At 53.6% G+C, this 26,352-nt stretch carries 26 protein-coding genes, 1 tRNA gene and 1 riboswitch; of the genes, 2 read left to right on the top strand and 25 right to left on the bottom strand.

Annotated features, from left to right (window positions below; genetic code table 11):
• Window position 1: 1 nt before the first annotated feature.
• The 5 genes from gpmI to MHH28_RS23600 all read right to left on the bottom strand — a co-directional run bounded on the left by gpmI (window position 2) and on the right by MHH28_RS23600 (window position 5,809).
• The gene (gpmI, locus tag MHH28_RS23620) at window positions 2-1,546 is read right to left on the bottom strand and encodes a 2,3-bisphosphoglycerate-independent phosphoglycerate mutase (RefSeq protein WP_405106052.1); all 1,545 of its coding nucleotides are present in this window, start codon (window positions 1,544-1,546) and stop codon (window positions 2-4) included.
• Between the two features lie 2 nt (window positions 1,547-1,548).
• Window positions 1,549-2,304 carry a triose-phosphate isomerase gene (gene tpiA, locus MHH28_RS23615; protein WP_036690091.1) on the bottom strand — a complete coding sequence of 252 codons (756 nt, stop codon included), beginning with the start codon at window positions 2,302-2,304 and terminating at the stop codon, window positions 1,549-1,551.
• 27 nt (window positions 2,305-2,331) lie between these two features.
• The gene (locus MHH28_RS23610; protein WP_405106050.1) at window positions 2,332-3,513 is read right to left on the bottom strand and encodes a phosphoglycerate kinase; all 1,182 of its coding nucleotides are present in this window, start codon (window positions 3,511-3,513) and stop codon (window positions 2,332-2,334) included.
• Window positions 3,514-3,629: 116 nt separating this feature from the next.
• The gene (gene gap, locus MHH28_RS23605) at window positions 3,630-4,640 is read right to left on the bottom strand and encodes a type I glyceraldehyde-3-phosphate dehydrogenase (RefSeq protein WP_036690087.1); all 1,011 of its coding nucleotides are present in this window, start codon (window positions 4,638-4,640) and stop codon (window positions 3,630-3,632) included.
• A gap of 116 nt (window positions 4,641-4,756) precedes the next feature.
• Complete coding sequence (locus tag MHH28_RS23600; protein WP_405106047.1) at window positions 4,757-5,809, bottom strand: sugar-binding transcriptional regulator; 1,053 nt, start codon at window positions 5,807-5,809, stop codon at window positions 4,757-4,759.
• Window positions 5,810-6,112: 303 nt separating this feature from the next.
• Between MHH28_RS23600 and MHH28_RS23595 the strand changes: the two genes are divergently transcribed.
• Window positions 6,113-6,187 (top strand) — tRNA-Arg (locus tag MHH28_RS23595).
• Between the two features lie 194 nt (window positions 6,188-6,381).
• Window positions 6,382-6,978 carry an ATP-dependent Clp endopeptidase proteolytic subunit ClpP gene (gene clpP, locus MHH28_RS23590; RefSeq protein ID WP_036690083.1) on the top strand — a complete coding sequence of 199 codons (597 nt, stop codon included), beginning with the start codon at window positions 6,382-6,384 and terminating at the stop codon, window positions 6,976-6,978.
• An 83-nt stretch (window positions 6,979-7,061) separates the two neighbouring features.
• Here clpP and MHH28_RS23585 read toward each other — a convergent pair whose 3' ends face one another.
• The 20 genes from MHH28_RS23585 to hisH form a co-directional block, all read right to left on the bottom strand.
• The gene (locus MHH28_RS23585) at window positions 7,062-7,700 is read right to left on the bottom strand and encodes a GDSL-type esterase/lipase family protein (protein ID WP_405106045.1); all 639 of its coding nucleotides are present in this window, start codon (window positions 7,698-7,700) and stop codon (window positions 7,062-7,064) included.
• A 155-nt stretch (window positions 7,701-7,855) separates the two neighbouring features.
• The gene (locus MHH28_RS23580; RefSeq protein ID WP_405106043.1) at window positions 7,856-8,959 is read right to left on the bottom strand and encodes a PdaC/SigV domain-containing protein; all 1,104 of its coding nucleotides are present in this window, start codon (window positions 8,957-8,959) and stop codon (window positions 7,856-7,858) included.
• Window positions 8,960-9,236: 277 nt separating this feature from the next.
• Window positions 9,237-9,992 (bottom strand): SIMPL domain-containing protein, encoded by a 756-nt coding sequence (locus tag MHH28_RS23575; protein ID WP_405106041.1) that lies wholly within the window; start codon window positions 9,990-9,992, stop codon window positions 9,237-9,239.
• Between the two features lie 84 nt (window positions 9,993-10,076).
• Window positions 10,077-10,622, bottom strand: coding sequence for a GNAT family N-acetyltransferase (locus tag MHH28_RS23570; RefSeq protein ID WP_405106039.1), 546 nt, complete (start codon window positions 10,620-10,622; stop codon window positions 10,077-10,079).
• An 87-nt stretch (window positions 10,623-10,709) separates the two neighbouring features.
• Window positions 10,710-10,979, bottom strand: coding sequence for an HPr family phosphocarrier protein (locus MHH28_RS23565; protein WP_036690075.1), 270 nt, complete (start codon window positions 10,977-10,979; stop codon window positions 10,710-10,712).
• A gap of 97 nt (window positions 10,980-11,076) precedes the next feature.
• Entirely contained in the window at window positions 11,077-12,006 is a 930-nt protein-coding gene (gene whiA, locus MHH28_RS23560) for a DNA-binding protein WhiA (RefSeq protein ID WP_036726258.1), read from the bottom strand.
• A gap of 20 nt (window positions 12,007-12,026) precedes the next feature.
• Window positions 12,027-12,968 (bottom strand): uridine diphosphate-N-acetylglucosamine-binding protein YvcK, encoded by a 942-nt coding sequence (yvcK, locus tag MHH28_RS23555; protein ID WP_405117224.1) that lies wholly within the window; start codon window positions 12,966-12,968, stop codon window positions 12,027-12,029.
• 57 nt (window positions 12,969-13,025) lie between these two features.
• Complete coding sequence (gene rapZ / locus MHH28_RS23550) at window positions 13,026-13,925, bottom strand: RNase adapter RapZ (protein WP_405106037.1); 900 nt, start codon at window positions 13,923-13,925, stop codon at window positions 13,026-13,028.
• A gap of 45 nt (window positions 13,926-13,970) precedes the next feature.
• Window positions 13,971-14,921 (bottom strand): ROK family glucokinase, encoded by a 951-nt coding sequence (locus MHH28_RS23545; RefSeq protein ID WP_405106035.1) that lies wholly within the window; start codon window positions 14,919-14,921, stop codon window positions 13,971-13,973.
• A gap of 241 nt (window positions 14,922-15,162) precedes the next feature.
• Window positions 15,163-16,425, bottom strand: a complete 1,263-nt coding sequence (locus tag MHH28_RS23540) for a DUF438 domain-containing protein (RefSeq protein WP_405106033.1) — start codon at window positions 16,423-16,425, stop codon at window positions 15,163-15,165.
• Window positions 16,426-16,439: 14 nt separating this feature from the next.
• Entirely contained in the window at window positions 16,440-16,667 is a 228-nt protein-coding gene (locus MHH28_RS23535) for a DUF1858 domain-containing protein (RefSeq protein ID WP_405106031.1), read from the bottom strand.
• Window positions 16,668-16,837: 170 nt separating this feature from the next.
• Window positions 16,838-18,532: a phosphomethylpyrimidine synthase ThiC gene (thiC, locus tag MHH28_RS23530; protein ID WP_405106029.1), complete on the bottom strand. Its 1,695-nt coding sequence runs from the start codon at window positions 18,530-18,532 to the stop codon at window positions 16,838-16,840.
• A gap of 166 nt (window positions 18,533-18,698) precedes the next feature.
• Window positions 18,699-18,805: riboswitch (TPP riboswitch) on the bottom strand.
• Between the two features lie 64 nt (window positions 18,806-18,869).
• Complete coding sequence (gene trxB, locus MHH28_RS23525; RefSeq protein ID WP_405106027.1) at window positions 18,870-19,823, bottom strand: thioredoxin-disulfide reductase; 954 nt, start codon at window positions 19,821-19,823, stop codon at window positions 18,870-18,872.
• A 46-nt stretch (window positions 19,824-19,869) separates the two neighbouring features.
• Entirely contained in the window at window positions 19,870-21,318 is a 1,449-nt protein-coding gene (locus MHH28_RS23520) for a tetratricopeptide repeat protein (protein WP_405106025.1), read from the bottom strand.
• 304 nt (window positions 21,319-21,622) lie between these two features.
• A complete protein-coding gene (locus MHH28_RS23515) occupies window positions 21,623-22,570 on the bottom strand; it encodes a ribose-phosphate diphosphokinase (RefSeq protein ID WP_405106023.1) in 948 nt (315 codons plus the stop codon).
• A 23-nt stretch (window positions 22,571-22,593) separates the two neighbouring features.
• Window positions 22,594-23,421, bottom strand: coding sequence for a histidinol-phosphatase HisJ (gene hisJ, locus MHH28_RS23510; protein ID WP_405106021.1), 828 nt, complete (start codon window positions 23,419-23,421; stop codon window positions 22,594-22,596).
• A gap of 14 nt (window positions 23,422-23,435) precedes the next feature.
• Window positions 23,436-24,155, bottom strand: coding sequence for a bifunctional phosphoribosyl-AMP cyclohydrolase/phosphoribosyl-ATP diphosphatase HisIE (gene hisIE, locus MHH28_RS23505; RefSeq protein ID WP_405106019.1), 720 nt, complete (start codon window positions 24,153-24,155; stop codon window positions 23,436-23,438).
• Window positions 24,152-24,910 carry an imidazole glycerol phosphate synthase subunit HisF gene (gene hisF / locus MHH28_RS23500; RefSeq protein WP_405106017.1) on the bottom strand — a complete coding sequence of 253 codons (759 nt, stop codon included), beginning with the start codon at window positions 24,908-24,910 and terminating at the stop codon, window positions 24,152-24,154. The genes hisIE and hisF overlap by 4 nt, the downstream gene beginning before the upstream one ends.
• A 25-nt stretch (window positions 24,911-24,935) precedes the next feature.
• Window positions 24,936-25,685: a 1-(5-phosphoribosyl)-5-[(5-phosphoribosylamino)methylideneamino]imidazole-4-carboxamide isomerase gene (gene hisA / locus MHH28_RS23495; RefSeq protein ID WP_405106015.1), complete on the bottom strand. Its 750-nt coding sequence runs from the start codon at window positions 25,683-25,685 to the stop codon at window positions 24,936-24,938.
• Window positions 25,686-25,718: 33 nt separating this feature from the next.
• Window positions 25,719-26,351: an imidazole glycerol phosphate synthase subunit HisH gene (hisH, locus tag MHH28_RS23490; protein WP_405106013.1), complete on the bottom strand. Its 633-nt coding sequence runs from the start codon at window positions 26,349-26,351 to the stop codon at window positions 25,719-25,721.
• Window position 26,352: the final 1 nt, after the last annotated feature.

The raw sequence follows: 26,352 nt of genomic DNA, 5'->3' as shown, positions 1-26,352 counted from the left end.
CTTATTTGCGGCTGGCAATCATGGATTGTCCGGTCATTTCCGCAGGCTGCGGAAGTCCCATCAGATCTAAGATCGTCGGTGCCACATCTGCGAGAATACCGGATTCACGCAGCACTACATTTTCAGTGGTCACGATGAACGGAACCGGGTTGGTGGTATGGGCTGTGAACGGACGGCCGTTCTCATCAAATACCATATCCGCATTACCGTGGTCGGCAATAATGATAGCAACGCCGCCCTTAGCAACTACAGCATCCACAACCTTGCCTACGCATTCGTCCGTTACTTCAACTGCCTTGATCGTAGGCTCCAGCATGCCGGAGTGTCCTACCATATCAGGGTTAGCAAAGTTCAGGATAATGGCATCCTGTCTATCCGCTTCGATCTCCGCTACGCAGGCCGCCGCCACTTCGTAAGCGCTCATCTCAGGCTTCATATCATAGGTTGCCACTTTCGGCGAGTTGATCAGGATACGGGTCTCGCCCGGAAGCTCCTCATCTCGTCCCCCGCTGAAGAAGAAGGTCACATGCGGATACTTCTCCGTCTCAGCAATACGCAGCTGCTTCTTGTTCTGCTGAACCAGCACCTCACCGAGCGTGTTGTCCAGGTTCTTCGGGGAGTAAGCCACGAAGCCTTGAACGGTCTCACTGAAGGTAGTCAGACATACGAAGTGCAGGCCTTGCGGGAACTTAGGACCACGGTCGAAGCCGCGGAAATCCGAGTTCGTGAATACTTGCGACAGCTGAATGGCACGGTCAGGACGGAAGTTCAGGAAAATGACGGAATCGCCGCTCTCCACTGTCGCTACCGGGTTGTTCTGGCTGTCCACAATTACGCTTGGCTCCACGAATTCATCAAATACAGAATTCTGGTAGGATGCCGTGATAGCCTGCAGAGCATCGGTATATTTAGGGCCTTCGCCGTATACCATTGCCCGGTAAGCCTTCTCTACACGTTCCCAGCGCTTGTCACGGTCCATCGCGAAGTAACGCCCGGATACCGTAGCAATCGTGCCTACGCCAACCTCTTCAATCTTGCCCACCAGATCCTGAATGAACTTCTGTCCACTGTCAGGCGGTACGTCACGGCCATCCATGAAGGCATGAATATAGACTTCATGCAGATCTTCTTTCTTGGCGAGATCGAGCATGGCGAACAGGTGATTGATGTGGCTGTGTACGCCGCCATCGGATACCAGTGCATAGAGGTGAAGCTTTTTGCCGGTTGATTTGGCGTTTCTTACCGCAGCCACCAGCGTTTCGTTGTCGAAGAATTCTCCGTCACGGATCGACTTGTCGATACGGGTCAGATCCTGATATACAATCCGGCCGGCACCGATGTTAAGATGCCCTACTTCAGAGTTACCCATTTGGCCTTCCGGCAGACCTACAGCCTCGCCGCATGCGGTCAGCGTAGTATTCGGATATTGCTTCAGGTAACGGTCGTAGTTCGGTTTGTTGGCTTGGGCAACGGCATTGCCTTCATCCGTGTTGCGCAGTCCGAAGCCGTCCATGATGATCAGTGCTACAGGTCTTGGAGCTGACATTCTTACTTCGCCCCCTCAACGAGTGAAACGAAGGAAGCAGGCTGCAGGCTGGCACCGCCGACGAGAGCGCCATCGATGTCGCTTTGACTCATGTACTCCGTTACATTCTCAGGCTTCACGCTGCCGCCGTATTGGATACGTACCGCTTCTGCTGTTGCTTCATCATACAAGCCTTTAACAAGGGTACGGATATAAGCAATAACTTCGTTGGCATCCTGGGAAGTGGAGGATTTACCTGTACCAATCGCCCAGATTGGCTCATAAGCGATAACTACGCTTGCTGCCTGTTCTGCGCTAAGACCGGCAAATGCCGCTTCCGTCTGAACCTTGCATACATCCTTAGTCTGGTCGGCTTCACGCTCTTCGAGCTTTTCGCCTACGCAGACAATTGGAGTAATGCCGTGGCGGAATGCCGCATGCATCTTTTTGTTGACGATTTCGTCCGTCTCACCGAAATAAGCACGGCGTTCGGAATGACCGATAATAACGTATTCTACGCCCAGATCCTTCAGCATCACGCCGCTGATTTCGCCGGTATAAGCTCCGTTATCTTCGAAGTGCAGGTTCTGTGCACCAATTTTGATGGTGGTGCCTTGGACCGCTGCAACCAGTGCAGGCAGGTTCGTGAATGGCGCGCAGATTACAGTCTCAACGCCTGCCACTTCCGCCTGGCCTTTGATTTCCGCGATGAAGCCTTCGGCTTCCGGAACGGTTTTGAACATTTTCCAGTTGCCTGCAATAATAGGTGTTCTACTCATAGTGATGTATTGCCTCCCTCTTCGGTATTACTTGTCGTTCAGTGCTTCTACACCTGGAAGAGCCTTGCCTTCCATGAACTCGAGCGATGCGCCGCCGCCAGTGGAGATATGATCCATCTGGTCTGCGAGGTGGAATTTCTCAGCAGCCGCAGCGGAATCCCCCCCGCCGATTACAGTGTAGCCTTCGGTAGTAGCACAAGCCTGAGCTACAGCCTTTGTACCTTCAGCGAAGATATCAATTTCAAACACGCCCATAGGTCCGTTCCATACGACCAGCTTGGAGTTTTTGATAATATCGGCATAGATCTCACGAGTCTTAGGACCGATGTCCAGACCTTCCCAATCCGCAGGAATATCTTTTGCATCTACAATCTTGGTGTTGGCATCTGCACCGAACTTGTCAGCGACTACAACGTCAACCGGAAGCACGAAGTTCTTGCCCAGCTTCTTGGCCTTCTCAATGAATCCAAGCGCTGCATCGATCTTGTCGTTGTCGACCAGGGATTTGCCGATTTCGTAACCTTGAGCCTTGGTGAACGTGTAGGAGAGGCCGCCGCCAATCAGTACATTGTCAGCCAGATTCAGCAGGTTGTCGATAACGTCAATCTTGTCTTTTACCTTGGAGCCGCCGATGATGGCAGTGAAAGGACGTTCCGGGTTAGAAAGCGCCTTGCCGAGAACGGACAATTCCTTCTCCATCAAAAGACCGGATACTGCAGGCAGGAAATGAGCGATACCTTCTGTCGAAGCATGAGCGCGGTGAGCAGCGCCGAATGCGTCATTAACGAACAGGTCAGCCAGTTCAGCGAACTGCTTAGCCAGCTCAGGATCGTTCTTCTCTTCGCCTTTATAGAAACGGACATTCTCAAGCACAAGCACATCGCCTTCATTCAGTTCAGCGATTTGGGCTTTTACCGCTTCACCAATGGCCTCATCAGCCTTGGCTACCGGTTTGCCGAGCAATTCAGACAAACGGACTGCAGCGGTTGTCAAACGCATGGAATCGACGAATTCACCTTTAGGACGGCCCATATGGCTGGCCAGAATGACCTTTGCACCGTTCTCGATCAGGTATTTAATTGTTGGAAGGGTTTCGCGGATACGGGTATCATCAGTGATCTTACCGTCTTCCACTGGCACGTTGAAATCCACACGCACGAAGACGCGTTTGCCTTTTACTTCTACATCACGGACACTTTTTTTGTTCATGATTAACTTTCCTCCACACCCAAAATTGGTTCGTTCACGAAGCCATTTCATTTAGAAAGAGCGGAAACAGACTTTCCTTGTTTCCGCTCTATTGTACTGCTTATATGAAATCGGTCTTATTTAGCAAGCTTAGCGAATTTCTCCAAAGTACGAACCAGCTGTGCAGTGTAGGACATTTCATTGTCATACCAAGCAACAGTTTTAACCAGCTGTTTGTCGCCAACAGTCAGTACTTTAGTCTGAGTTGCATCGAACAGGGAACCGAAAGTCATACCCTTGATGTCGGAAGATACGATTTCATCTTCAGTGTAGCCGTAAGTTTCCGGATCGGAAGCTTCCTTCATAGCTGCATTGATTTCTTCAACCGTTACGCTCTTATCCAGAACAGTAACCAGCTCAGTCAGGGAACCTGTAGCTACAGGCACACGTTGTGCTGCGCCGTCAAGCTTGCCCTTCAGTTCTGGAATAACCAGGCCGATGGCTTTAGCAGCACCGGTAGTGTTAGGAATGATGTTCTCAGCAGCAGCGCGCGCGCGTCTGAAGTCGCCTTTTGCGTGTGGAGCATCAAGTGTATTCTGGTCACCTGTGTAAGCGTGGATCGTAGTCATCAGGCCTTCAATGATTCCGAACTTGTCATTCAGGACTTTTGCCATTGGAGCCAGGCAGTTTGTTGTGCAAGATGCACCGGAGATTACAGTTTCGGAACCGTCAAGGATGTCATCATTAACGTTGTACACAACTGTCTTCATGTCGCCTGTAGCTGGAGCGGAAATAACAACTTTCTTAGCTCCGCCTTTCAGGTGCTTCTCAGCGGCTTCTTTAGTTGTGAAGAAACCAGTACATTCCAGAACGATATCAACGCCAAGCTCTCCCCAAGGAAGTTCTTCAGGGTTGCGGTTCGCCAGAACCTTAACATCTTTACCGTTAACTTTGAAGAAGCCGTCATGCACTTCTACATCGCCTTGGAATTTACCTTGAGTTGTATCATATTTAAGCAAATGAGCAAGCATCTTAGCGTCAGTCAAGTCATTGATCGCTACCACTTCGATACCTTCTACATTTTGAATACGGCGGAATGCAAGGCGTCCAATACGTCCAAAACCGTTAATACCAACTTTTACACTCATTGAATAGTTCCTCCTAGAGTTCGTTTTATTTATTCAAGACAGGCCGTGAGGCTCGTCAAGACAACAAGGTTAAGTATAATGCATAATACCTTTGCGCGCGCCCCATTTAATGGAATCTATAGGACCTTTTGTAGCTGTGTGTCGATTTCCCTGCCGATTTCGACAGCCGCCGCCTCGTCTATCACGAGAATATCCTCTTGCCCGAACCGCAGCATCGCATGAATGGCCTTCGCCTTGCGTTTGCCTCCGGCAATACCGATAACGACCTCTGTACGGATAATGTCTTCCAGGCGCAGCCCCATGGTCAGCATGGTGTGAACCACTTCGCCATCCTCATTGAAATAGTACCCGAAGGATTCGGCTACGGCCCCTTCACCCTGAATCTCAGAGATTGTCTCGGAGTCCAGCTTGCGGCGGTGAGTCATTTCAATGGCATCACCTATTCCATGTACAATAATACGCGATCTGCGGATAATTTGTACAATCTCTCCAATATTGGAGTCCTGTGCAAGCGACTGATAAGCGTCTCCGCTAAGCAGATCGGGCACATGCAGCAGACGGTAATTGGCACCAATCCGCTTGGCCATGGTTGAAGCAATGGTGTTGGCCTGTATCTCCATGCTCTCTCCCAGTCCTCCACGCGCCGGAACAACCCAGGCGTTCTTATAGGAATGGGAGAGCGGCGGGGTCAGCTGATCGGCCATCTCGGCCAGGGTTGATCCGCCTGTGACGGCAATCGTGTCGTCACTGCGCAGTACGCTGAGCAGTGCCTTGGAGCCTGCGCGCCCCAGTTCACGCTTGGTGAACGGCGATGTTTCACAGTCGCCAGGTACCACAATGACTTTGGTGAGACCGTATGTTGTACGAATTTTCTCTTCCAGATCATCCAGGCCGAATAGGCTCTTGGCGACCGGCTCCAGCAGGTCAAGCAGTCTGCGACCGGCATCGCTAATGCGCATACCGACGCTCTCGATCTCAATGAGCCCCTGCGATTTCAGAAGATCCGTCTCGGCGCGCAGTACCCGCTCAGTCATATCAAGCGAAGCGGCAAGCGTCCTGCGCCCAATAATATCGGACAGCATGATCTGATGTAGAATCGTATACCGTCTCTTAAGGGTTTCCATGAGATCAGGCAGAAGCTGCTTTTGGATTTCCAATAGATTACGCATGCTTTCACTCCTGCAACTTCGTCTTTCTCTTATCCCTTGTTCGTGGTCTCAAAATGTCCCGGGTTAACTTTTTAAGTCCCACCCATATTCTACCCAAAACTGACGCCGAGTGCAAGTGTTCCGAGACTATAATTCTCAGCCCGCTTTCATCTTATACATGGGCTTGTCCAATAGTCCGCAGGCTGGAAGCGCTGCCCCGGCTCTCTTTATGAAGGAAGGGTGAAGGCAGGCTAAACTATTTTTGAGCGGGATGCTTAATACACATTGCTTTTGTCAGAAAAGTATATTATAATAATTTCTGTTGCGCCCGTGGTCCAATGGATATGACGTAGGCCTCCGAAGCCTGAGATCCAAGTTCGATTCTTGGCGGGCGCGCCATTTTTTTCAAATTTAGTACATATTTTAGCAGCAATTATATTATATTTAACCAATGAGCCCCTTGCGGGCTCTTTTTTTTGAAAGTAAGTTTGACTTTCTTTGACTTTTTGTTTGAATTTGTTTATCATGTGGTTAATACGGTAACAGTAAAAAATGAACACATTCGAAGCACCAATTTCAAGGAGGTTTTCCACGTGAGTTATATTCCTATGGTAGTAGAACAGAGCAACCGCGGTGAGCGCGCTTATGACATCTATTCCCGCCTGCTGAAGGACCGCATCATTTTCCTTGGAACGGAGGTTAATGACGTGGTAGCCAATTCCATCATCGCACAAATGCTCTTCCTGGCTGCCGAGGACCCGGATAAGGATATTCACCTGTATGTGAACAGCCCAGGCGGTTCCATTACAGCGGGTATGGCAATCTTCGATACAATGCAATATATCAAACCGGATGTATCCACCATCTGTGTAGGGATGGCCGCCTCCATGGGAGCGTTCCTGCTGAACGCCGGCGCCAAGGGCAAGCGCTTCGCCCTGCCGAACAGCGAAATCATGATTCACCAGCCGCTCGGAGGTGCCCAGGGCCAGGCTTCGGATATCGAGATCCGTGCCCGCCGCATCATCAAGCTGCGCGAGAAGCTGAACCGCATCTTGTCCGAACGTACAGGCCAGCCGCTGGAGAAGATCGAGAAGGATACCGACCGCGATTACTTCATGAGCGCTGCTGACGCTGCCGAATATGGCATCGTGGACAAAGTGATTGAGAAGACACTGCCAACAGGCGTATAAGTAACTGCTTCAAGGAATACATGAAGAGGCTGTAACAGACCGGTCCGGTCCTGTTCCAGCCTCTTTGCTATGTCTATCCATACCTACCTCAAGCCTCTGTACCCCAGAGCGTCCAGCTTGCCTGCGATTACCCGGTAGCCTCTGCCGTTTGGGTGAATATGGTCCAGGAACAGCAGCCCCCGCTCATTGCCGGCAAACTCATGATAGATCGAAGCGAATCCTACGTGAATACTGCTGTAGCCTGCTGCATAGCGGTTGAACTGCCTTACCCACTCTGTGGCCTCATCCACCTGGGGATAGGGATTATATAGGCCCACCAATCGGATAATATAGGGAGTGCGGGTACCCGCTTTGAGCTGTGCCAGCATACCCATGATGTCGCTGTAGTTACGCTTGCAATCCTTAAGTGCCTGCGACAGCAGACCCTGGAATGCTCCGGGTCTGGGCCCGGCTGCCCGGGCTGCCTTAATCAAGTCATTGCCGCCAATGGACATCGTAATGATCTGTGCATCGGTCACCGCTGCCCGGTAGACCTTAGAGGTACTCAGCCGTTGCTTCAGCCCCCCGGTGGTCAGACCGTTGACCCCAAGATTCGCCGGCATCACCGGCGAGTCCAACCGCCCTTCCGCCATCCGGCGGTAGATGGGCACGAAGCCGTTCCCGGGCAGCGCCCCGAATCCGGTTGTAAGTGAATCCCCGATCGCCGTATAGGCATAGACCATAACCTTCCCTCCTCGTTATAAGCTGCTTGCCTTCTATAGCTTATGACTTTTCCGGTGGAGTGGTAACGGCAGGTTAGCCTGAATAGGCTCTGCATGAAGAATGCCCCTGGTCTCCCGGAGGGAGACACAAGGGCATTCTTTGGACAACCTGTATATTATTTCAGCGCTGCGAACGGACTGCTTCCGTCCGGCAGGAGTTCTTTGAAGCTGAAGGTGAATTCCGGGAAGCCTTCAGCATATGCCGTGTAGTCGTACAACTGGAAGAAGAGTACCGCTTTGCCATCTTTCAGATAGAAATACTTCTCGGTATTCAGGCCGTTGAACCCGCCCAGGTAGCCGCCGGTAGCCTTAAGCCCGGCGGACAGCTTGGCATTAAGCTGCTTCTTATAGTTGGGATTCGCCCCGAACAGGTCGCCCAGCAGCAGTCGTTTGCCGTCCTTCACCGAGAAGGTAAAGGCGTTGCGGTAAGTCATCCCGTGGGCCCCGCCGGTATACTCGTATTGGTTAGTGACCAGGCTGAGCACCCCATCCTGATTATAGGTAACTACATAGCCGCCTTCAAATTCATAAGGACGGTCATCCTTCGAGCGCTTGGTGATTTGATCCTCAGCCCCGGCTGCGAATTGCAGAACAGTCTGCTTAATCGTAGCATTGATCGCCTTCTCAGCCTCTGCACTTGCCAGGCCGCTGACAACCGGATAGTCCAGCCGGATAGGCGCATCCTTATAGTCCTTCGTATAGCTCGCTGTCTTGATCGTTATGGCATTCTGCGTTCTTTTCGTAACATTCAGCTGTCCTGCGGCTGCGCTCCAGTCGCCTTTATAGCCCATGTAATCACTTAACAGTTCGAATGGCACATAGAGCCGGTTATTCAGTTGTTTGCCCTGATATTCGCCGATATAATAGTTGTTCACACTGATCATAATGCCGTAATCCATGTTCGCCAACTTCATTTGCGCAGTACCTGTTCCTATGGAGTAGGTCTTCTCCGCTTTATCATAAGAGAGCGGCATCCCCAGCGCATCGCGCATGAAGGTCACCGGTACCCATACCTTTCCTTCCTGGAGCAGCCCCGTCTGGGCTGTACTTTTACCGTTAACCTTCAGCACTACCGAGGAGGATTTGGCTTTGACCTGAGCGGCTGCCGGAGCAGCCTCAGTAATGCCCGCTTGGAGTATTCCTGTTCCGCCCAGCAGGATTCCGGCTGCGAGCATTCCCGCACCCCATTTGCGGATGTATTTCTTAGAGTTCGTATTCATTGTTAATTCCCCTTCCACCTGGTGGTATAATTAGTCATGATGTGTGTTCCTCGTTATCACTGTTCCTATTATAGTAAAAGAACGGACGAGGGATGTTACAATCCGCCTTACAGTTTCTTAAGGTTTGCCATGATTATCTAAAGATCCTGTTACCTCAATTTAAACAAATTGAGAGCTTTCGATAGCGCATGTGTGCATCTATATACATTCATATATTATTATATAAAAGCGCCTGCCCCGCTGTAACCAGCAGAGCAAGCGCCTCTTGCGACACATTTTATTTCAGTTCATACGTTACACTCAATTGTGTAATGACCTTAACCTGCCCGGGCTCAACGGAGCTGCCGGCATTGTTATCCATGGACATCTTCTGCATGGAGGCCGCTTCAGCGTAGACCACCGGATGATTACCGTCATCGCTCTGAATCACCGTAACCACCTGGCCCACTCCGCGTTTCGCCGCCTTGGCAATGGCTGCTGCTTTGACATCTGCATTCTGCATAGCCTTCTCGATTACCTGAGCTTCAAAAGCCGATGGATCTTCAATGGCAAACCGCACATTGCCGATGTTATTCGCCCCGGCCGCAGAGGCTGCGTCCAAAAGTTGCCCAACCTTCGTCAGATCACGGTACGATACCTCCAGAGTGTGCTGGGCATTATAGCCTTTGACCTTCTGGCCGTCCTTCTCCGTGTAGGTGTAATTAGGCTGTACGTTGAACTGGCTGCTCTGGATGTCTTTGTCGGCTATACCCCAAGTGGTTTTGAACAATGCCGTCAGCTTGGAGATTTTCGCCGCTGTACCCTTCTGTGCCTCCTGTGCAGTATCCGCTGTAGTGCTCACCCCGATGGAGAGATAAGCGATATCCGGCTTGATCGACAACTCGCCTTTGCCCACCACGCTCACAATGTTCTTCTGCACCTCGTCGGCGTAAGCCTTTTCAGGACCCTTCACCACTCCGCTCAACCCCATTCCTCCCATCATCAAGCTCCCTGCCAGCAATACTGCTCCAAACGATTTACCCCATTTTCTCATGCTTGCCATCCCCTTTCGCTTCGTTTTAAGTGTTGGTACCCTCTAGACGGGCCAGCGTGGTAAATGTTGCATAGGGAATGAACGTTATTTAATATTTGATGGAGTCCTGATCCAGAACCGCCGGATAACATTACCGTCCGCTTCGATAGTTTCCTTATCCTCTATCCCGCCATTCCTGCGGATTGTCCGTTCCGAGGCGGTATTGGCGGCGTCACAGACCACGAGTGCCTGCTCAATACCCAGTTCGCCTGCCTTATGAAGCGCCTGCTTCAGAAGCTCACTGGCGTAGCCTTGTCTGCGCGCAGAGGGGACGATGCCATAACCGATATGTCCGCCCGAATGGAGCAGCCTGTCCGTCAGCCGGTGCCTGATGTTCACAGCGCCCACTACCCGCTTGTCCGCAGTCACCAGCCAGAAGGTTGAACTGCTCACCCACCCGTCCGGGATATCCACACCACTGGCATACTCGCGCAGAGACCGAACCATACCGGCAAAGTCAGCCGGGTCCATCTCCGTCACCCAGGGCACAAACGGCTCTCCACTGGCCTTCCACTCCTCATAAAAGGCTAAATACGGCGCTCTAAGCGCCTCCGTTGGCTCCACTAATGAGACTCCGCCTTGAATCTGCATCCCTTTTCCTCCCCTTGTCCTATGAATCGATATATGAATTGATATGAAAAAAAGCCCCTAAGGGCTTTCGGTAAGACAATGTAGCCTTTATTGATTCTCAAGTTCTTCCTTGCTTACCAGACTGGTCAAAGCGGTTACAGCCTGTTCCGCATCTGCACCGTCTGCGCTGATATGAATCTCCGTACCGGAACTGATCGCAAGGCTCATAATGCCCATGATACTTTTGGCGTTTACTTTTTTATCGTCTTTTTCCACGAAAATCTCCGACGAAAACTTATTAGCTTCTTGCACAAACAATGCTGCCGGCCGAGCATGGAGCCCCGTCTTCAACCGAACAACTACCGGGTGCTTTGTCATGAAACGCTTACCCCCTATTTGAGATCTGCCCAAAAATTTCACATTAATTTTATAATATTATATCATTATAACGCATACCGCACTAGAAAAAAAATAATCAGCCCCCGCGGACCTTGTCCGCCAACTCATCAATTTTGCGCAAACGGTGGTTCACACCCGATTTACTGACCGTCCCGCCCAGCATGTCCCCGACTTCCTTGAGGTTAATATCCGGGTGAGCCAGTCTGATCTCTGCAACCTCCCGCAGCTTATCCGGCAAACTTTCCAGACCCACCTCGCGCTGCAGCAGCTTGATGTTCTCAATCTGACGGACCGCCGCACTGATCGTCTTGTTCAGATTAGCCGTCTCGCAGTTCACAATCCGGTTGACCGAGTTGCGCATATCGCGCATGATCCGCACATCCTCGAATTTGAACAGCGCCTGATGGGCTCCGATCAGACTGAGGAACTCGATAATCTTCTCGCCTTCCTTGATGTATAGGATGAAGCCTTTTTTGCGTTCTATGCAGCGGGCATTCAGGTGGAATTCACCAGCCAGCTCCACGAGCGCTTTGCAGTGCTCCTCATACATGGAAGCGATTTCCAAGTGGTACGAAGAGCCCTCGGGGTTATTCACCGAACCGCCGGCCATGAAGGCCCCGCGCAGATAGGCACGCTTGCAGCAATTCTTGCCGACAATCTCCTCATCAATCCCGTCAGTGAAAATAAAGCCTTCAGAGACAATCCGCAGATCCTTCAGGATCTCCTGGACCTGGTTCGGGATTCTTACGATATAGACGTTATTCTTCTTCAAACGCATTTTTTTACGCACGAGCAGCTCGATATGGACCTGGTAATATTTCTTAAGCAAAGAATATACCCGCCTTGCAATCGCGGCGTTCTCCGTCGAAATGTCGAGGACTACCTTTTTGCTCGAAAGCTGCACCGAACCGTTCATTCGGATCAGCGCCGACATTTCTGCTTTCTCGCAGCAGGGCTGGCTCTCGACCATCGTCAGCTCTTTTTTGGTAAGGGCCGCAAAAGACAAGGGGCTCACCTCTTTCATGTTCACTCTTTTCGGTCAATCCAATCCTGGACAAGCTGGAAAATATGATGGCTCAGCTTATCTGTATCATGCCGCAAATAGGTTCTGAATAATACCAGTTTGTCGGCAATCACCTTATATCCGTTCCCATCCACGGCCTCGCGGTCAAGCTGGACCGGGCGGGCGCCCTTCTCGGCATATTTAATCTGAACCTGCTCCGGGATTTCGCCGTCATTCACAATGACATAATCGAACAGATGCAGCCCGATATGATCATATACCGCCTGAAGGTGGTCATTGACCGTATAATTGTCCGTTTCACCCGGCTGGGTCATCACATTGCATACAAAAATCTTAATCGCATCTGAAGCCACCACGGCTTCCGCCAGCTTCGGCACCAGCAGATTCGGCAAAATGCTGGTATACAGACTGCCCGGACCAAGCAGGATAGCATCCGCACTCCGGATCGCCTCCAGCGCCTCCGGCAGCGGCTCCACATCCACAGGCTCCAGGAACACACGCTTGATGACGCCGCCGGCCTCCGGGATCTTGGATTCGCCGGTAATCAGCGTCCCATCCGCCATCTCGGCATGCAGGATGACAGCTTCACCGGCCGCAGGCAGCACCCGGCCGCGAACGGCGAAGAGCCGGCTCAGTTCCCGGACTGCTGTAACGAAATCTCCGGATATGTCGGTCAGTGCAGCCAGAATCAGATTGCCCAGGCTGTGTCCGGCAAGTCCTTCCCCGCTGCTGAAGCGGTACTTCATAATCTGCGCCATCAGCGGCTCAACGTCAGCCATAGCCGTAAGTACGTTGCGGATATCGCCGGGCGGCGGCATCTGCAGCTCACTGCGCAGAATCCCGGAGCTTCCCCCGTCATCGGCGACAGTTACGATCGCTGTGATATCAAGCGGCTTCTCCTTCAGCCCCCGGAGCATCACGGAGAGTCCGGTACCGCCGCCCATCACGACGATCTTCGGACGCTGTACTTGTTCTTCAGACACTACTCATCCCTTCTCTCATCAATGCCGGTCGCGTTCCGAATCCCGGTGGCTGACTGCTACCATTTCCGTCTCGCTCACCCCCAGCATTTTGCCCAGGTATTCGGCGATGGCTACCGAACGGTGTTTGCCGCCGGTACAGCCGATGCCGATAATAATCTGGGATTTGCCTTCCTTGCGGTATTGCGGAATAAGGAATTGCAGCATATCTAACAGTTTGGTCAGGAATTCTTGCGTTTCAGGCCATTTCATTACGTAGTCGTACACCTCGTTGTCTTGGCCTGTCTTGGGCCGCAGCTGATCCACATAATGAGGATTAGGCAGGAAGCGGACATCGAACACCAGGTCAGCATCAATCGGAATCCCATACTTGAATCCAAACGAAGTAATGTTAACAGAGAGGGTGCTTTTCCCGAGGTGGGAGAAGCGTGACACTATTCTTTCTTTGAGCTGGGCCGGCTTCATGCTGCTTGTATCCAGACACAGGGTAGCTGTATTCTTCAGCTCCTCCAGCATCTGGCGCTCCATGCGGATGCCGTCCAGCGGCATGCCCTTGGGTGCAAGCGGATGATGCCTCCGGCTCTCCTTGTAGCGCTGGACAAGCACTGAATCTGTGGCGTCCAGGAAAAGAATCTCGAAGCCGATCGTCGACTCGTCCTTGATGTAGGCCAGAGACTCCGACAGGGCGGTGAAGAATTCCCGGCCCCTGAGGTCGATGACCAGCGCCACCTTGGCGATTTTACCCTTGGACTGCTCAATCAGCTCAGCGAATTTCGGGATTAGCACAGGCGGAAGATTATCCACGCAGAAGAACCCCAGATCCTCCAGGCTCTGCACAGCAATCGTCTTGCCTGCACCCGACATGCCTGTAATGATTATCAGGGTGGCATGAGCGGGCAGGGCTTGCTCGTGGTCGGTCATTACAGCATCCCTCCCTATGATTAGTATATGAAGAATTCCAGTCTTTTAAGAACGGAGCAGCAGACCTGCCGCACCAATAATACCGGCATCATTGCCTAGCGCTGCAGGCACAATCGTTACACCGGTCTGCAGAGGTGCAGGCGCCAGCTTGGCGAACACCCGGCGGACTTCATCAAACAGAATATCGCCTGCCTTGGAGACGCCTCCGCCGACGATAAATACTTCAGGGTTCAGCACAGCTGCAACGGAAGCCATCGATTTGCCCAGGTAGAAGGCTGCCCGGTTCACAATCCGCAGCGCGGCTTCATCGCCCGCCTTCGCGGCATCGAACACTTCCTTCGCAGCAATCTTCTCTACAGTGGACAGGGAGGTACGGTCTCCACGGGCTACTGCATCATTGGCCATGCGGATAATGCCTGTCGCCGAGGAAACGGTTTCCAAACAGCCCATGTTCCCGCAGCCGCACTGGATCGCTTCCAGATCGGGCACCACGGAGATATGACCCAGCTCACCGGCCAGACCGGCAAAGCCCTGATACACCTTACCATTAATAATAATACCGCCGCCGACACCCGTCCCGAGCGTATAGCAGACGCAATTCTCTATACCGCGCCCTGCACCGCTCCAGGCTTCGCCGAGTGCTGCCACGTTGGCATCATTGTCTATTTTGACTGGCTTGTTCAGACGACCCTCCAGAATGGAGCGGATCGGCACATCTCTAAATCCTATGTTGGGCGCAAGGATGATGATTCCTTCACGAATATTCGTAAATCCGGCCAGTCCCGCACCCACACCAGCCAGCTGGTCCCAGGAGTACGGAGAGTCCTCCACAATCTGGCGCACATACTTCTCGATATTATCGATAACAGCTTCGACGCCATCCGCAGTTCCTGTCGGACCCTCGTAAGTGTGCAGCAGGCTTCCCTCGGCATTACAGATTCCAACCTTAATCGTGGTACCACCTAAATCCACGCCAACGTAGATATGTTCAGACATGTAACAAGCCACCTTTTTCTATGCTAAAATAGTTAATCCTACGTACCCACTATAATAGAAGCCTCCCCTGCGGTCAAGGAAAGGCGATACACCCGGGGCAATGGGCTGCGGAAAGCCGGCCTTACCGGTTCTATGGCAGCTTCGGCGCGGCAGCAACCCGTACAACAAAAAGACTTTCTCACCAGGCAGGCAAGAAAGTCCGATCATTATCTTCTATTGTAAGGCACCGGATGCATGACTGCTATTCCGACAAAATCCGCTTCTGGCCCTCAAGGGCACGGATCGGTGCGATATTCTGGGTGAATTCCAGCGTGCCCATATAACGGCCGGACTCGTCGCGCACGGCGAAGTAACGGATGTAGATGAACTTATCCTTGATGTTAATCCAGAAATCCTCGGCATCCTTAACCCCGGCCTTGAAATCAGCCAGCAGCTTCTCGACAACATGCACGCTTTGCGGCGGGTGGCAATTCTGCACCGTGCGGCCGATGACGGCCTTCGTCCGGGCGAAGATCCGTTCCTTGCCGTGCGAGAAGTAGCGGACGACATCGTTCTCATCGATAAAGGTCAGATCCACCGGCAGATGATTCATCAGCGTCTCCAGCTGCTGGAGCGACAGCAGCCCGGTCTCGAACCGGATGAAGCCCTGCGGCGACAGGCCTTCCCCTTCTTCCGCCGGAACATCCGCGCCTTCAGGCTCCGCTGCACGTTCCGGTATCCATTCCCGCTCCGGTGCAGTCAGGCAGAAGCCGATCTCATCACTCTCGCGGGCGATTTTGACCCACTCATCCTCAGTCAGCTTATCCAGCGCCATCGGGAGCAGAATATTCTCTTCCTTGAAGATCATCTCATTGACTTCCTTAATGATTTCCTCCAGTGCGGCTGTAATCTGCCCGCTATCCCCGTTATAGGCACTAAGCGCCTTCTTGGCTTCCTTGATCATATTGCGGATTCCGTCATCGACCCCCCACATAACCTTCGTAGGGCCGTAAATGCCGTACTTCTCGAGGTAAGGGAACAGGAGATTCTCCTTGCGGCTGTAATGCTTGTCGAGATCGAGTAGCAGACTGAGATCCTCCAGCAGCTTGAAAATAATCTCATCACTGGCGTTCTTCTTGAACTTATCCGCATGCAGCTCCAGCCGGAAGTTGACCAGACGCTCGATCTCGCGGTTCTCCAGCTTGAACGTATGCACGGGATGACCGGGCTGCTCCTCGGGCCTTGCAGAACGGTGAATCTGTTCAATCGAGCCTTTGAAAATCGCTGTATGCACAGAGCAGAGGCGCTGTACTTCCTCTACCGGAATGCCTTCCTCGGTCATCAGGGAATGTTCCATGGCGGAGATTTCTTCCACCGTAACATCGCCTACTGCCTCTTCAAAACGCGCCTTAACCTCCTCCACACTTTTGCCCGCATGCAGCTCCTTGATGATCTCTCTCAGCATCGCCTGGCGGCGCGTCTGTTCCGGAATATCGACCTCGCGGTTATTAATCAGTTCGCTCATCGTAATCTCCCCTTCTATTCTATAATCTCGAAACCCTGCTGCTGAAAGGCCAGCCGAACGGTTTCCAGCTCTATTTTCTTTAACTTCATTCCTTTGGACAGGGTCATGAATCGTCCTGCAGTCTGCAGCATTCCAGGCTTCGCAATATCGCGGAAACCCAACTCCACCATGATCTCAACCACTTCCGGGTGCCTGGTTACCAGCTCAAAGACCGATTCATCCAGCTTCAACACTTTGCTCATCCTCATGTACACCTCACTAATGAGAATTCTTCTCAAGTAACAGCTTAGCATAGGGTGCAGAGGCGAATTGTGATTGTAATCACTAAGTATAAAAAGACTATCCCCCTACGCCTTTCAGCTTGGGGGATAGCCTGAGAATATTAAGATTCTGCTGGATTCATACAGCTTAGTTACAGTGATTTGTCCCATCTGTGGGAATTACGGATATCATGCGAAATCCGCATGCTGCAGAATTTAGGGCCGCACATCGAGCAGAAATGCGCCTGCTTCGCCCCCTCCGCAGGGAGGGTCTCATCATGATACGCCAGCGCCCTTTCCGGGTCCAGGGAGAGATTGAACTGGTCGCGCCAGCGGAACTCGAACCGCGCCTTGGACAGCGCATTGTCCCGGTCCTGCGCACCCGGATGACCTTTGGCGAGGTCTGCGGCATGCGCAGCAATTTTGTAGCTAATGACTCCTTCGCGCACATCATTCTTGTCAGGCAGGCCTAAATGCTCCTTAGGTGTAACATAACACAGCATCGCCGTCCCAAGCCCGCCGATCATCGCCGCCCCGATGGCCGAAGTGATGTGATCATAACCGGGTGCAATATCTGTAGTCAGCGGGCCGAGGGTATAGAATGGAGCTTCCCGGCAAATCTCAAGCTGCTTGTCCATATTCTCCTTAATCTTGTGCAGCGGCACATGCCCCGGACCTTCGACCATGACCTGAACATCGTGCTTCCAGGCCCGTGCCGTCAGCTCCCCCAGCGTCTCCAGTTCAGCGAATTGGGCTTCGTCATTGGCATCTGCAATAGAGCCGGGACGCAGGCCATCCCCCAGTGAGAAGGACACATCATACGTCTTCATAATCTCGCATATGTCTTCGAAGTGTGTGTACAGGAAGTTCTCCTGCTGATGGGCCAGACACCAGGCGGCCATAATCGATCCGCCCCGTGATACGATGCCGGTCAATCTCCCGGCAGTCAGCGGAATATAGCGCCGCAGCACCCCGGCATGAATGGTGAAGTAATCCACCCCCTGCTCCGCCTGCTCAATCAGCGTGTCACGGTAGAGCTCCCAGGTCAAATCCTCGGCGATGCCGTTCACCTTCTCCAGCGCCTGGTATAAGGGCACTGTGCCGACCGGTACAGGAGAATTGCGGATAATCCACTCCCGGGTGGTATGAATCTTGGAGCCGGTGGAGAGATCCATGATGGTATCAGCCCCCCAGCGGGTCGCCCACCGCATCTTCTCCACCTCCTCTTCAATGGAAGAAGAGACCGCAGAATTTCCGATATTGGCATTGATCTTCACCAGGAAGTTACGGCCGATAATCATCGGCTCGCTCTCCGGGTGATTCATATTAGCCGGAATAATCGCGCGGCCTGCGGCCACCTCATCCCTGACGAACTCCGGCCGGGTATTCTCGCGGATTGCAATGTACTCCATTTCCGGTGTAATGATCCCCTGCCTTGCATAATGCAGTTGGGTCACAATACCGCCAGCATAGGCCCGCCGGGGCTGCCGCTGCAGTTCGGGACAAGCTTCGGCAACAGTCCCTTCTCTGCGTATTCCGTTATCCTCCGGCCGGACGGCTCTTCCGGTGTATACCTCTGAATCGCCACGCTCCGCGATCCAGCATGCACGGAGTGGCGGCAGCCCTCTCCGAATGTCCGTCTCTTCGGCGGCATCCGTATAAATGCCGCTTGTGTCATAGACACGAAGCGGATCATTCTCCTCCTCCCCGGCAACACCCTCGGTTCTACTGAGGCTGATCTCCCGCATCGGAACCCGGATATCCGGGCGTGAGCCCTCCACATACACTTTACGGCTTGCGGGGAATCCGGAAAGATCCACCGCGCCGTTCTTCATTAATTCTGGCATTCTAATCTCCTCCTATGGCTCTAATGAGCTTTTCAGATAAGATTTCACGCAGCAGACTGAGCTGAAGATTCATGTATGCCCAAGGCATATGAATGCTTGCAAGTCAAAAAGCCGCTCCACCTGGAGCGGCTTGATTAAAGGAACAGCCAAAAAGACTGTATTCAAAAAAGGTCCGACTCCACTTTCCTACGCTGGTATGATCCAGATCAGGTTCAAGGGTCCGGGAATTCAATTTTCCCGTCTCAGCCTATTCAGGCTCCCCTAGTGGGTATCTTATCTAATTAAATACATTTTACCGGTTCGGGTAATTCTTGTAAACCCGTAATGCATAGAAGGCTTACTTGTCCAGGGATTCGCTCCAGTCGTGCACCATCGTGCCTTCCAAGAACTTCTCGGCATCCATGGCGGCCATACAGCCGGTTCCTGCTGCCGATATCGCTTGACGGTAACGGCTATCCTGTACATCGCCGCAAGCGAATACACCCGGAATATTGGTCTCGGTGGTACCCGGGTTCACCACGATATAGCCATTGGCATCCGTGTTGATCTGTCCGCCCAAGAAGGCCGTGTTGGGCGTGTGTCCAATCGCTACGAACACGCCATCTGCCTCTACCAGCTCTGTCAGACCTGTCTCATTATTAAGCACCGTAAGGCCCTTCACTCCGGTCTCTCCTACCGTTACTTCCACCGGTGTGCGGTTCAAGGCCCAGGTTACCTTGCTGTTGTCACGTGCCCGGTCCTGCATGATCTTCGAGGCCCGCAGCTCGGGACGGCGGTGAACCAGCGTTACACTCGAAGCGAAGCGGGTCAGGAAGCTGGCTTCCTCCATCGCGGAGTCCCCGCCGCCGACCACGACAATCTTTTTATTGCGGAAAAAGAATCCGTCACAGGTCGCGCAGGTGCTGACCCCGCGTCCCACATTCTCCTGCTCGCCCGGGATGCCCAGATATCTGGCAGAGGCCCCGGTTGAAATAATGACCGACTCTGCTTCCAGTACACCCATCCCGTCCACGGTTACCTTGAACGGACGCTGTGAGAAGTCCACAGACTCCACCCAGCCATTCTTGAATTCAGCGCCGAAGCGTTCCGCCTGCTTGCGCATATTATCCATCAGGTCGGGACCCAGAATCCCTTCAGGGAAGCCTGGAAAGTTCTCCACTTCTGTCGTCGTTGTCAGCTGTCCCCCCGGCTGTAAGCCTTCAATCACCAGCGGGCTCAGGTTCGCGCGCGCCAGATAAATCGCGGCAGTCAGCCCGGCCGGGCCTGTTCCGATTACAATCGTTTTGTACATTACGTTGGCCTCCTTACAAGTAGATGTGTCTTACAACAGCAAAGCTTCAAATACGGGTAGTGGACGGCGATAAGCCGCCGGTTCCCGGCAGCATCCCCTTAAGGCCGGGAGCTGCCGCAGGCTCCTGCTCTTCACCGGACGAGCCGCCGGCTTCATTCAGGTTCTCCCCGATCAGCCGCTGCAGGCTGAATAATGCGGCTTCCTGCAGGCGGTCCTCCTGAAGCGGCTCCTGCTCCAGAACTCCGCGCAGCACCTCGGCCATCTCTTCATCCTCAATCCAGCGCAGAGCCTCGGTCACCTGAAGCTTCGTGGCGGAATCGCCATAACGCAGCGCCCAGAAGAACGAGGCGCGCAGCAGCGGATTATTCCGCACTTCTTCAGTGAACCTGCCTGTATTCCCTTTCCACTGCTTCAGCTGCTCCTGGAAGGGCAGCTGGTAGTTGTAGCTGATAGCAGGCATAGGGCGTCCTTCTGCCTGGACCTGCTGGAGCAGGGACAGGAAGAACGCCGGGACAGCGGAGTCAGGGTCCAGCTTGGCTGCCTGTCTCCAGCAGCGCAGAGCGTCTCCGTATCTTCCGCTGTTGCTTGCCGCCGCCGCACAGTAATGATACAGCCCGGCGTCTCCGGCGACCTCCTCGTCCTTCAGCAGACGGCGGAAATGGCTGTAAGCGGCGGTATGCCTGCCCAGGATACCCATGGTGGTAGCCATTTTGAACACATGCTCCTGATGGAACGGAACGGTTGCCTCAAGCATACCCAGCAGGGTCTCAAGCTGCTCCTTGTCCCCTGCATACTGCAGGAAGATTGCCATATTGCACAGAGCGTGCAGATTGCCCGGGTCCTGCTTCAGCACCTCATTCAGACATTCCTTCGCCTTGGCGAACCGGCCCATATAGAAATGGGCGAGTGCCAGATTATTATGCGCAGCCAAAAAATCCGGGGTGCTGGCAGTAATCTCCTCCAGCAGTTCTACAGCCTGAGGGAACTTGCCCTCCTCCAGCAGACTCCGCGCCCGGTCATGCTCAACCACACCCTCACGGCTGCGGATACGCACCAGCGGAGCGGGACGGTCCAGCTCATATTGCAGCAGCTCCATCAGTTCTTCGGATTCCGCCATGAACTCGCCGCTGGCGTCCTCCTCCAGATAAGTGACCAGCGAACGCTCCGCCTCTTCAAAGCTTTCCATATTGGCGAAATTATTAGCCATGTAGAAATGGCATTCCGTCATAGCGGGGTCGATCTTCTCCAGAACATGGACGAGTATCTCGTTAGAAGCAGTATAGTTGCCCATCTCAGATAATATACCCGCCATATTGCAATGATTCACCGGATTATCCGGCTCATATTCAACAGCTTTGCGAAAATTTCTTAATGCCTTATCATATTGAAAGCGGTCCAGCGACCGAACGGCTCTTTCAAAGAAAAAATTGGCATCCAGAGTGACCGGAATGACATTACTGTTCTCCGCGACATTCTCTGAAGTTCTCTCTATCATGGAAGCAAGGCACCTCCCTTTTGTCAGCTTCCCCAGCCTTACCTGTTCGTTTCCATTTATGGTCCCGGCTGTCTTCTTCACACAGTATACCACATGTGGCAACGAGATTCTCAATCTCCAGAGAGAGCCAGCGGGAGGGAAACGCTCAAGTGGAAACGGCTTTGCCGTCCTTTCAGGGACGGCACCCGTTTCAGCGGGAAATAGAAGGATAGGTTATCGTGTGAAACATATAATTTCTTATATTTTGGAAAAATGCAGCCTCAGGGCCTGCTCACATCTCATTCCCAAAAAAAAGACGCAGGCGTTAAATCCCTGCGTCTCTGAACAGCTTATCAATGGAACCGCCCTCGATGATAATGCGTGTGGCCTCAGCCAGCATGGGAGCTACCGAGAGCACTGCGAATCTGCTGGAATGCTCATCCGGCAGGGCAATGGAATCGGTAATGACAATCTCTTCGATATTGGGATGGTCCATCCGCTCAAGCGCATCTCCGGAGAACAGTCCGTGTGTAGCACAGACGATGCTGTTCCGCGCGCCCCGCTCCTTCAGGCCCTCCACCACATTGACAATGGTGGTTCCGGTATCAATAAGATCTTCTATAATGATCGGCGTCCTGCCCTCTACATCTCCAATGACATGGGTAATCACTGATTCATTATGAGCCGGACGCTTCTTAATCATGATCGCGAACGGCGAATCCAGCCGGCTGGCCAGCTTCTCCGCCATGGACGCGCGTCCCGCATCCGGGGAGACCACGACCAGATCGGTAAGGCCCTTCACCTTCAGATAACCGCTGATCAGATCAAGCGCCGTCAGATGGTCGACCGGAATATTGAAGAATCCCTGTATGGCTGCGGCATGCAGATCAATGGTAATTACGCGCGTTGCGCCGGCGGTGGTCAGCACATCCGCTACCATTTTAGCTGAGATCGGCTCACGCGGTGCAGATTTGCGCTCCTGCCGGGCGTACCCGTAATAGGGAACGATAATGTTGACCGTTCTGGCCGATGCGCGCTTGGCGGCATCGATCATGACCAGCAGCTCTACAAACAGCTCGTTAATCGGATGAGCCAGGGATTGCACCAAAAATACGTCGCAGTTCCGGATGCTCTCTTCATAATGCACATAAATCTCGCCGCTTTTGAAACGGGTCAGCTTAATCTGGCCAAGCGGCGCACCAAGGCGCTCCGCAATATCAGCGGCAAGCTTCGGATTCGACGAACCGGAAAAAATCCGTAATTGATGATGCATAGTACCCTCCTGGGATTATAAATTTATACGTTGAACGGAACGAATGTGCGGCGGCGTCCTTCAAAGACGGCCAGTTCGCGGAAGCCGGTGCGCCAGAGCATCTCCCGGGCCTCCGTTAAGCCGTCTCCCAGCTTCATGGGATCATGTGCATCAGAGCCGACAGTGAGCGGAATGCCCAGCTCCAGTGCCTGAATGATCACATGCTCTGCCGGGAACATCTCGGCGCACGGCTTGGTCAGCCCGGAAGCATTCAGCTCCATGGCGATTCCGCTGCGGGCAATGACCTTCAGCGTATCCAGCTCAAGCTTCTTAGCCTCCGCCAGCTCCTCCGGCGTCCGCGGTCCGTAGCCGAACCTTTTGATGACGTCCATATGTCCTATAATATCATATAATCCCGATAACGCCGACTTCTGTACAGCATCATAATAGCGCCGGTATACCGCCATTACATCCTGGCCTTCCCAGCCATGGGTCTGCCGGTGGTCGGTTATATCCCATTCTCCCAGGAAATGTACCGAACCAATCAGATAATCCCACGGATACGGTGCCAAAAGCTCGCGGATCTGTTCCTCATATCCCTCAATATAATCCGCCTCCAGCCCGACCCGCAGCTCAATCTTGCCGCGGTAGCGCTCCTTCAGCGTAAGGCATTCCTCCACATATCGCGGGAGCTCTGCAAGAGGCATAGCCATCTCGGGATAATAGTGTTCCGGATCGACATGGATAAGCGGCAGATGATCCGACAGCCCGAGCTGATCAAGACCGAGAGCGATGCCCCGCTGCACATACTCCTCCAGCTTCCCGACGGCATGGCCGCAGCGTTCATGATGGGTATGATAATCGATGCGCATGCTGAAAGTTCCTCCTAGTCCCGCCGCGGCCGTTCATGGCGGGCGCTCAGCTCTTCCAGAATCTCGTCCAGCGGAAGCTTGCGCTCCTGAAGCAGCACCAGCAGGTGATAGATCAGATCGCTGACCTCCAGACGCAGCTCGGCATTATCCTTGTTTTTGGCGGCGATGATCGTCTCGGAGGCTTCCTCACCGACCTTCTTCAGGATCTTATCCACGCCCTTGTCGAACAGATAGGTCGTATAGGCCCCCTCAGGACGGTTCACCTCACGCTCAGCAATGACACGCTCCAGCTCACCGAGTACCGCAAACCGGCCGTCCTCTGCTTCCGCAGCCTTCACGGCAGCCCCGGCAGTATCCGTTACGGTTGCCGGTGAATCGAGCGGAATCTCGCGGAAGAAGCAGCTGTTCTCCCCGGTATGGCAGGCCGGACCCTCTGGCACGACCTTCACCAGCAGCGTATCGCTGTCACAATCGTAATGGATCGAGGTGATTGCCTGCGTATTGCCGGACGTCCCCCCTTTATGCCACAGCTCGCTGCGTGAACGGCTCCAGAACCAGGTCTGACCGCTCGCAAGTGAGCGCTGCAGCGACTCGGGGTTCATATAAGCGAACATTAATACCTCCAGGGTGCGCGCATCCTGAATGACGGCAGGCAGCAGGCCGGATTCATTCCAGCGGATGCCGGACACTGCCTCCTGCTGGCTCTGTGCTATATTCTTATTGTCCTCGCTCATCGGATCTCTACTCCTCTTTGCTTCAGATCAGCCTTCAGATCATGAATAGCAATCTCTTTATAGTGAAAAATGGTTGCCGCAAGTCCGGCATCTGCCCGGCCTTCCGTAAATACATCATAGAAATGCCCAATGCTTCCGGCCCCGCCGGAAGCAATCACCGGAATGCTCAGCAGATCGCTGACTGCCGCCGTCAGCTTCAGGTCGAAGCCGTCCTTGGTGCCGTCTGCGTCCATGCTCGTTAGCAGAATCTCACCGGCTCCCAGCTTCTCGGCTTCCTTGGCCCAGTTCAACGCCCGGATACCCGTAGGCGTACGTCCACCGTGCGTGTATACTTCCCATTCGCCCCAAGCCTCGTTATATTTGGCATCCATCGCCACTACGATGCACTGGGAGCCGAAGTGACGGGCTCCTTCCAGAATCAGCCGGGGATTATTGACAGCGGCCGTGTTAATGCCGATCTTGTCCGCTCCGGCACGCAGAATCCGCTTCATATCCTCCGGGGTCGAGATGCCCCCGCCCACCGTGAAGGGAATGGCAATCTCACCCGCCGTCTGCCGCACCACTTCAATCATCGTGGCCCTGCCTTCCACAGAAGCGGAAATATCCAGGAATACCAGCTCATCTGCCCCCTCGCGGTCATACAGCGCCGCAAGCTCCACCGGATCTCCGGCATCGCGCAGATTCACAAAATTCACACCTTTTACCACACGCCCGTCCTTCACATCCAGACAGGGAATAATCCGTTTCGCCAACATTCCAAGACCCCTCCTTAGTATAGGCTTACCGCAATCCGGAGGACTGGCCCAAGGTCTGCAGCGCTTCAGCCAGATTAATATTGCCGGTATACAGCGCCTTGCCGACAATTGCCCCGCCGATCCCGCTGCCGCTATGTACGTTCAGGCGCAGCAGATCATTAAGGCTGGTCACACCGCCGGAGGCGATTACGCTTCGCCCGCTTGCCTTGGCCATAGACAGAATGCCTTCCACGTTCGGCCCCTGCATCATTCCGTCGCGTGAGATATCGGTATAGATGAAAGTCTCGGCCCCTTTGGCTGCCAGCTCCCTGGCCAGGTCCTCCGCGCGGACCTCCGAGGTGTTCAGCCAGCCGTGTGTAGCCACATAGCCATTGCGCGCATCGATGCCGATGGCTACTTTGTCGCCGTATTTGGCAAGAACCGTCTCTGTAAAAGCCTGATCATTGATGGCCGCTGTTCCGATAATTACCCGGCTGACGCCAAGGTTCAGCAGCTTCTCGACATCGGCAAGTGTACGGAGACCGCCGCCGACCTGTACAGGAACATTCGCCTGCCTGGCAATGGCCCCAATGATAGCATCATTCACGGGACAGCCTGCCTTGGCTCCGTCCAGATCCACCAGATGGATATACTGGCCGCCCTGCTCTTCCCAGGATTTAGCCACCTCTACCGGACTGTCGTTGTAGATGGTCTCTTGGGCATAATCGCCCTGCTGCAGCCGGACACACTTGCCGTCCCGGATATCAATCGCCGGATATAGGATAAAAGAAGACATGAATACTCCCCGCTTTCATTGCAATTTGATGATTCAGGCAGGCGAAGCCTGCTGTCCCCGGAGCTGCAGGAAATTACCCAGCAGCTTCATGCCAAGCTCCCCGCTCTTCTCCGGGTGGAACTGCATGCCGTATACATTATCGCGCCCCACTATAGCCGTTACCGGATGTCCGTAGTCTGTGACGGCCAGCAGATCGCTGTCGGCTGCGGGGAGCGCATGATAGGAATGTACGAAGTAGACATGACTTTCTGTCAGACCGGCCAGCAGCGGGCTCTCCGGCTGGCGGAAGCTCAGCTTGTTCCAGCCCATATGCGGCACCTTGTAGCCGTCACGCGGAGCAAAACGGACCACCGATCCCGGCAGAAGCTCCAGCCCCTGATGCTCGCCATGCTCCTCGCTGCTGCTGAACAGCAGCTGCATCCCGAGGCAGATGCCGAGCAGCGGCTGTCCCGCTGCGGCTGCGGCCCGGACTACACCGTCCAGTCTGCTCTCCCGCAGGTGCTCCATCGCATCGCCAAACGCACCGACACCCGGCAGAATGACACTGTCTGCCGCCAGAATCTCGGCGGCATCCGAGGTTACAAGACTTGTATACCCCAGCCGCTCTACGGCCTTACTGACACTGTGCAGGTTGCCCATGCCGTAATCGACGATTGCAACGGCCATG

It is taken from the genome of Paenibacillus sp. FSL K6-1217 (assembly GCF_045040735.1).
In the GTDB taxonomy this organism is placed as follows: Bacteria; Bacillota; Bacilli; order Paenibacillales; family Paenibacillaceae; genus Paenibacillus_AQ.
The sequence above is the reverse complement of the archived record's forward strand: the minus strand, read 5'-3'. Positions and strand labels throughout refer to the sequence as shown.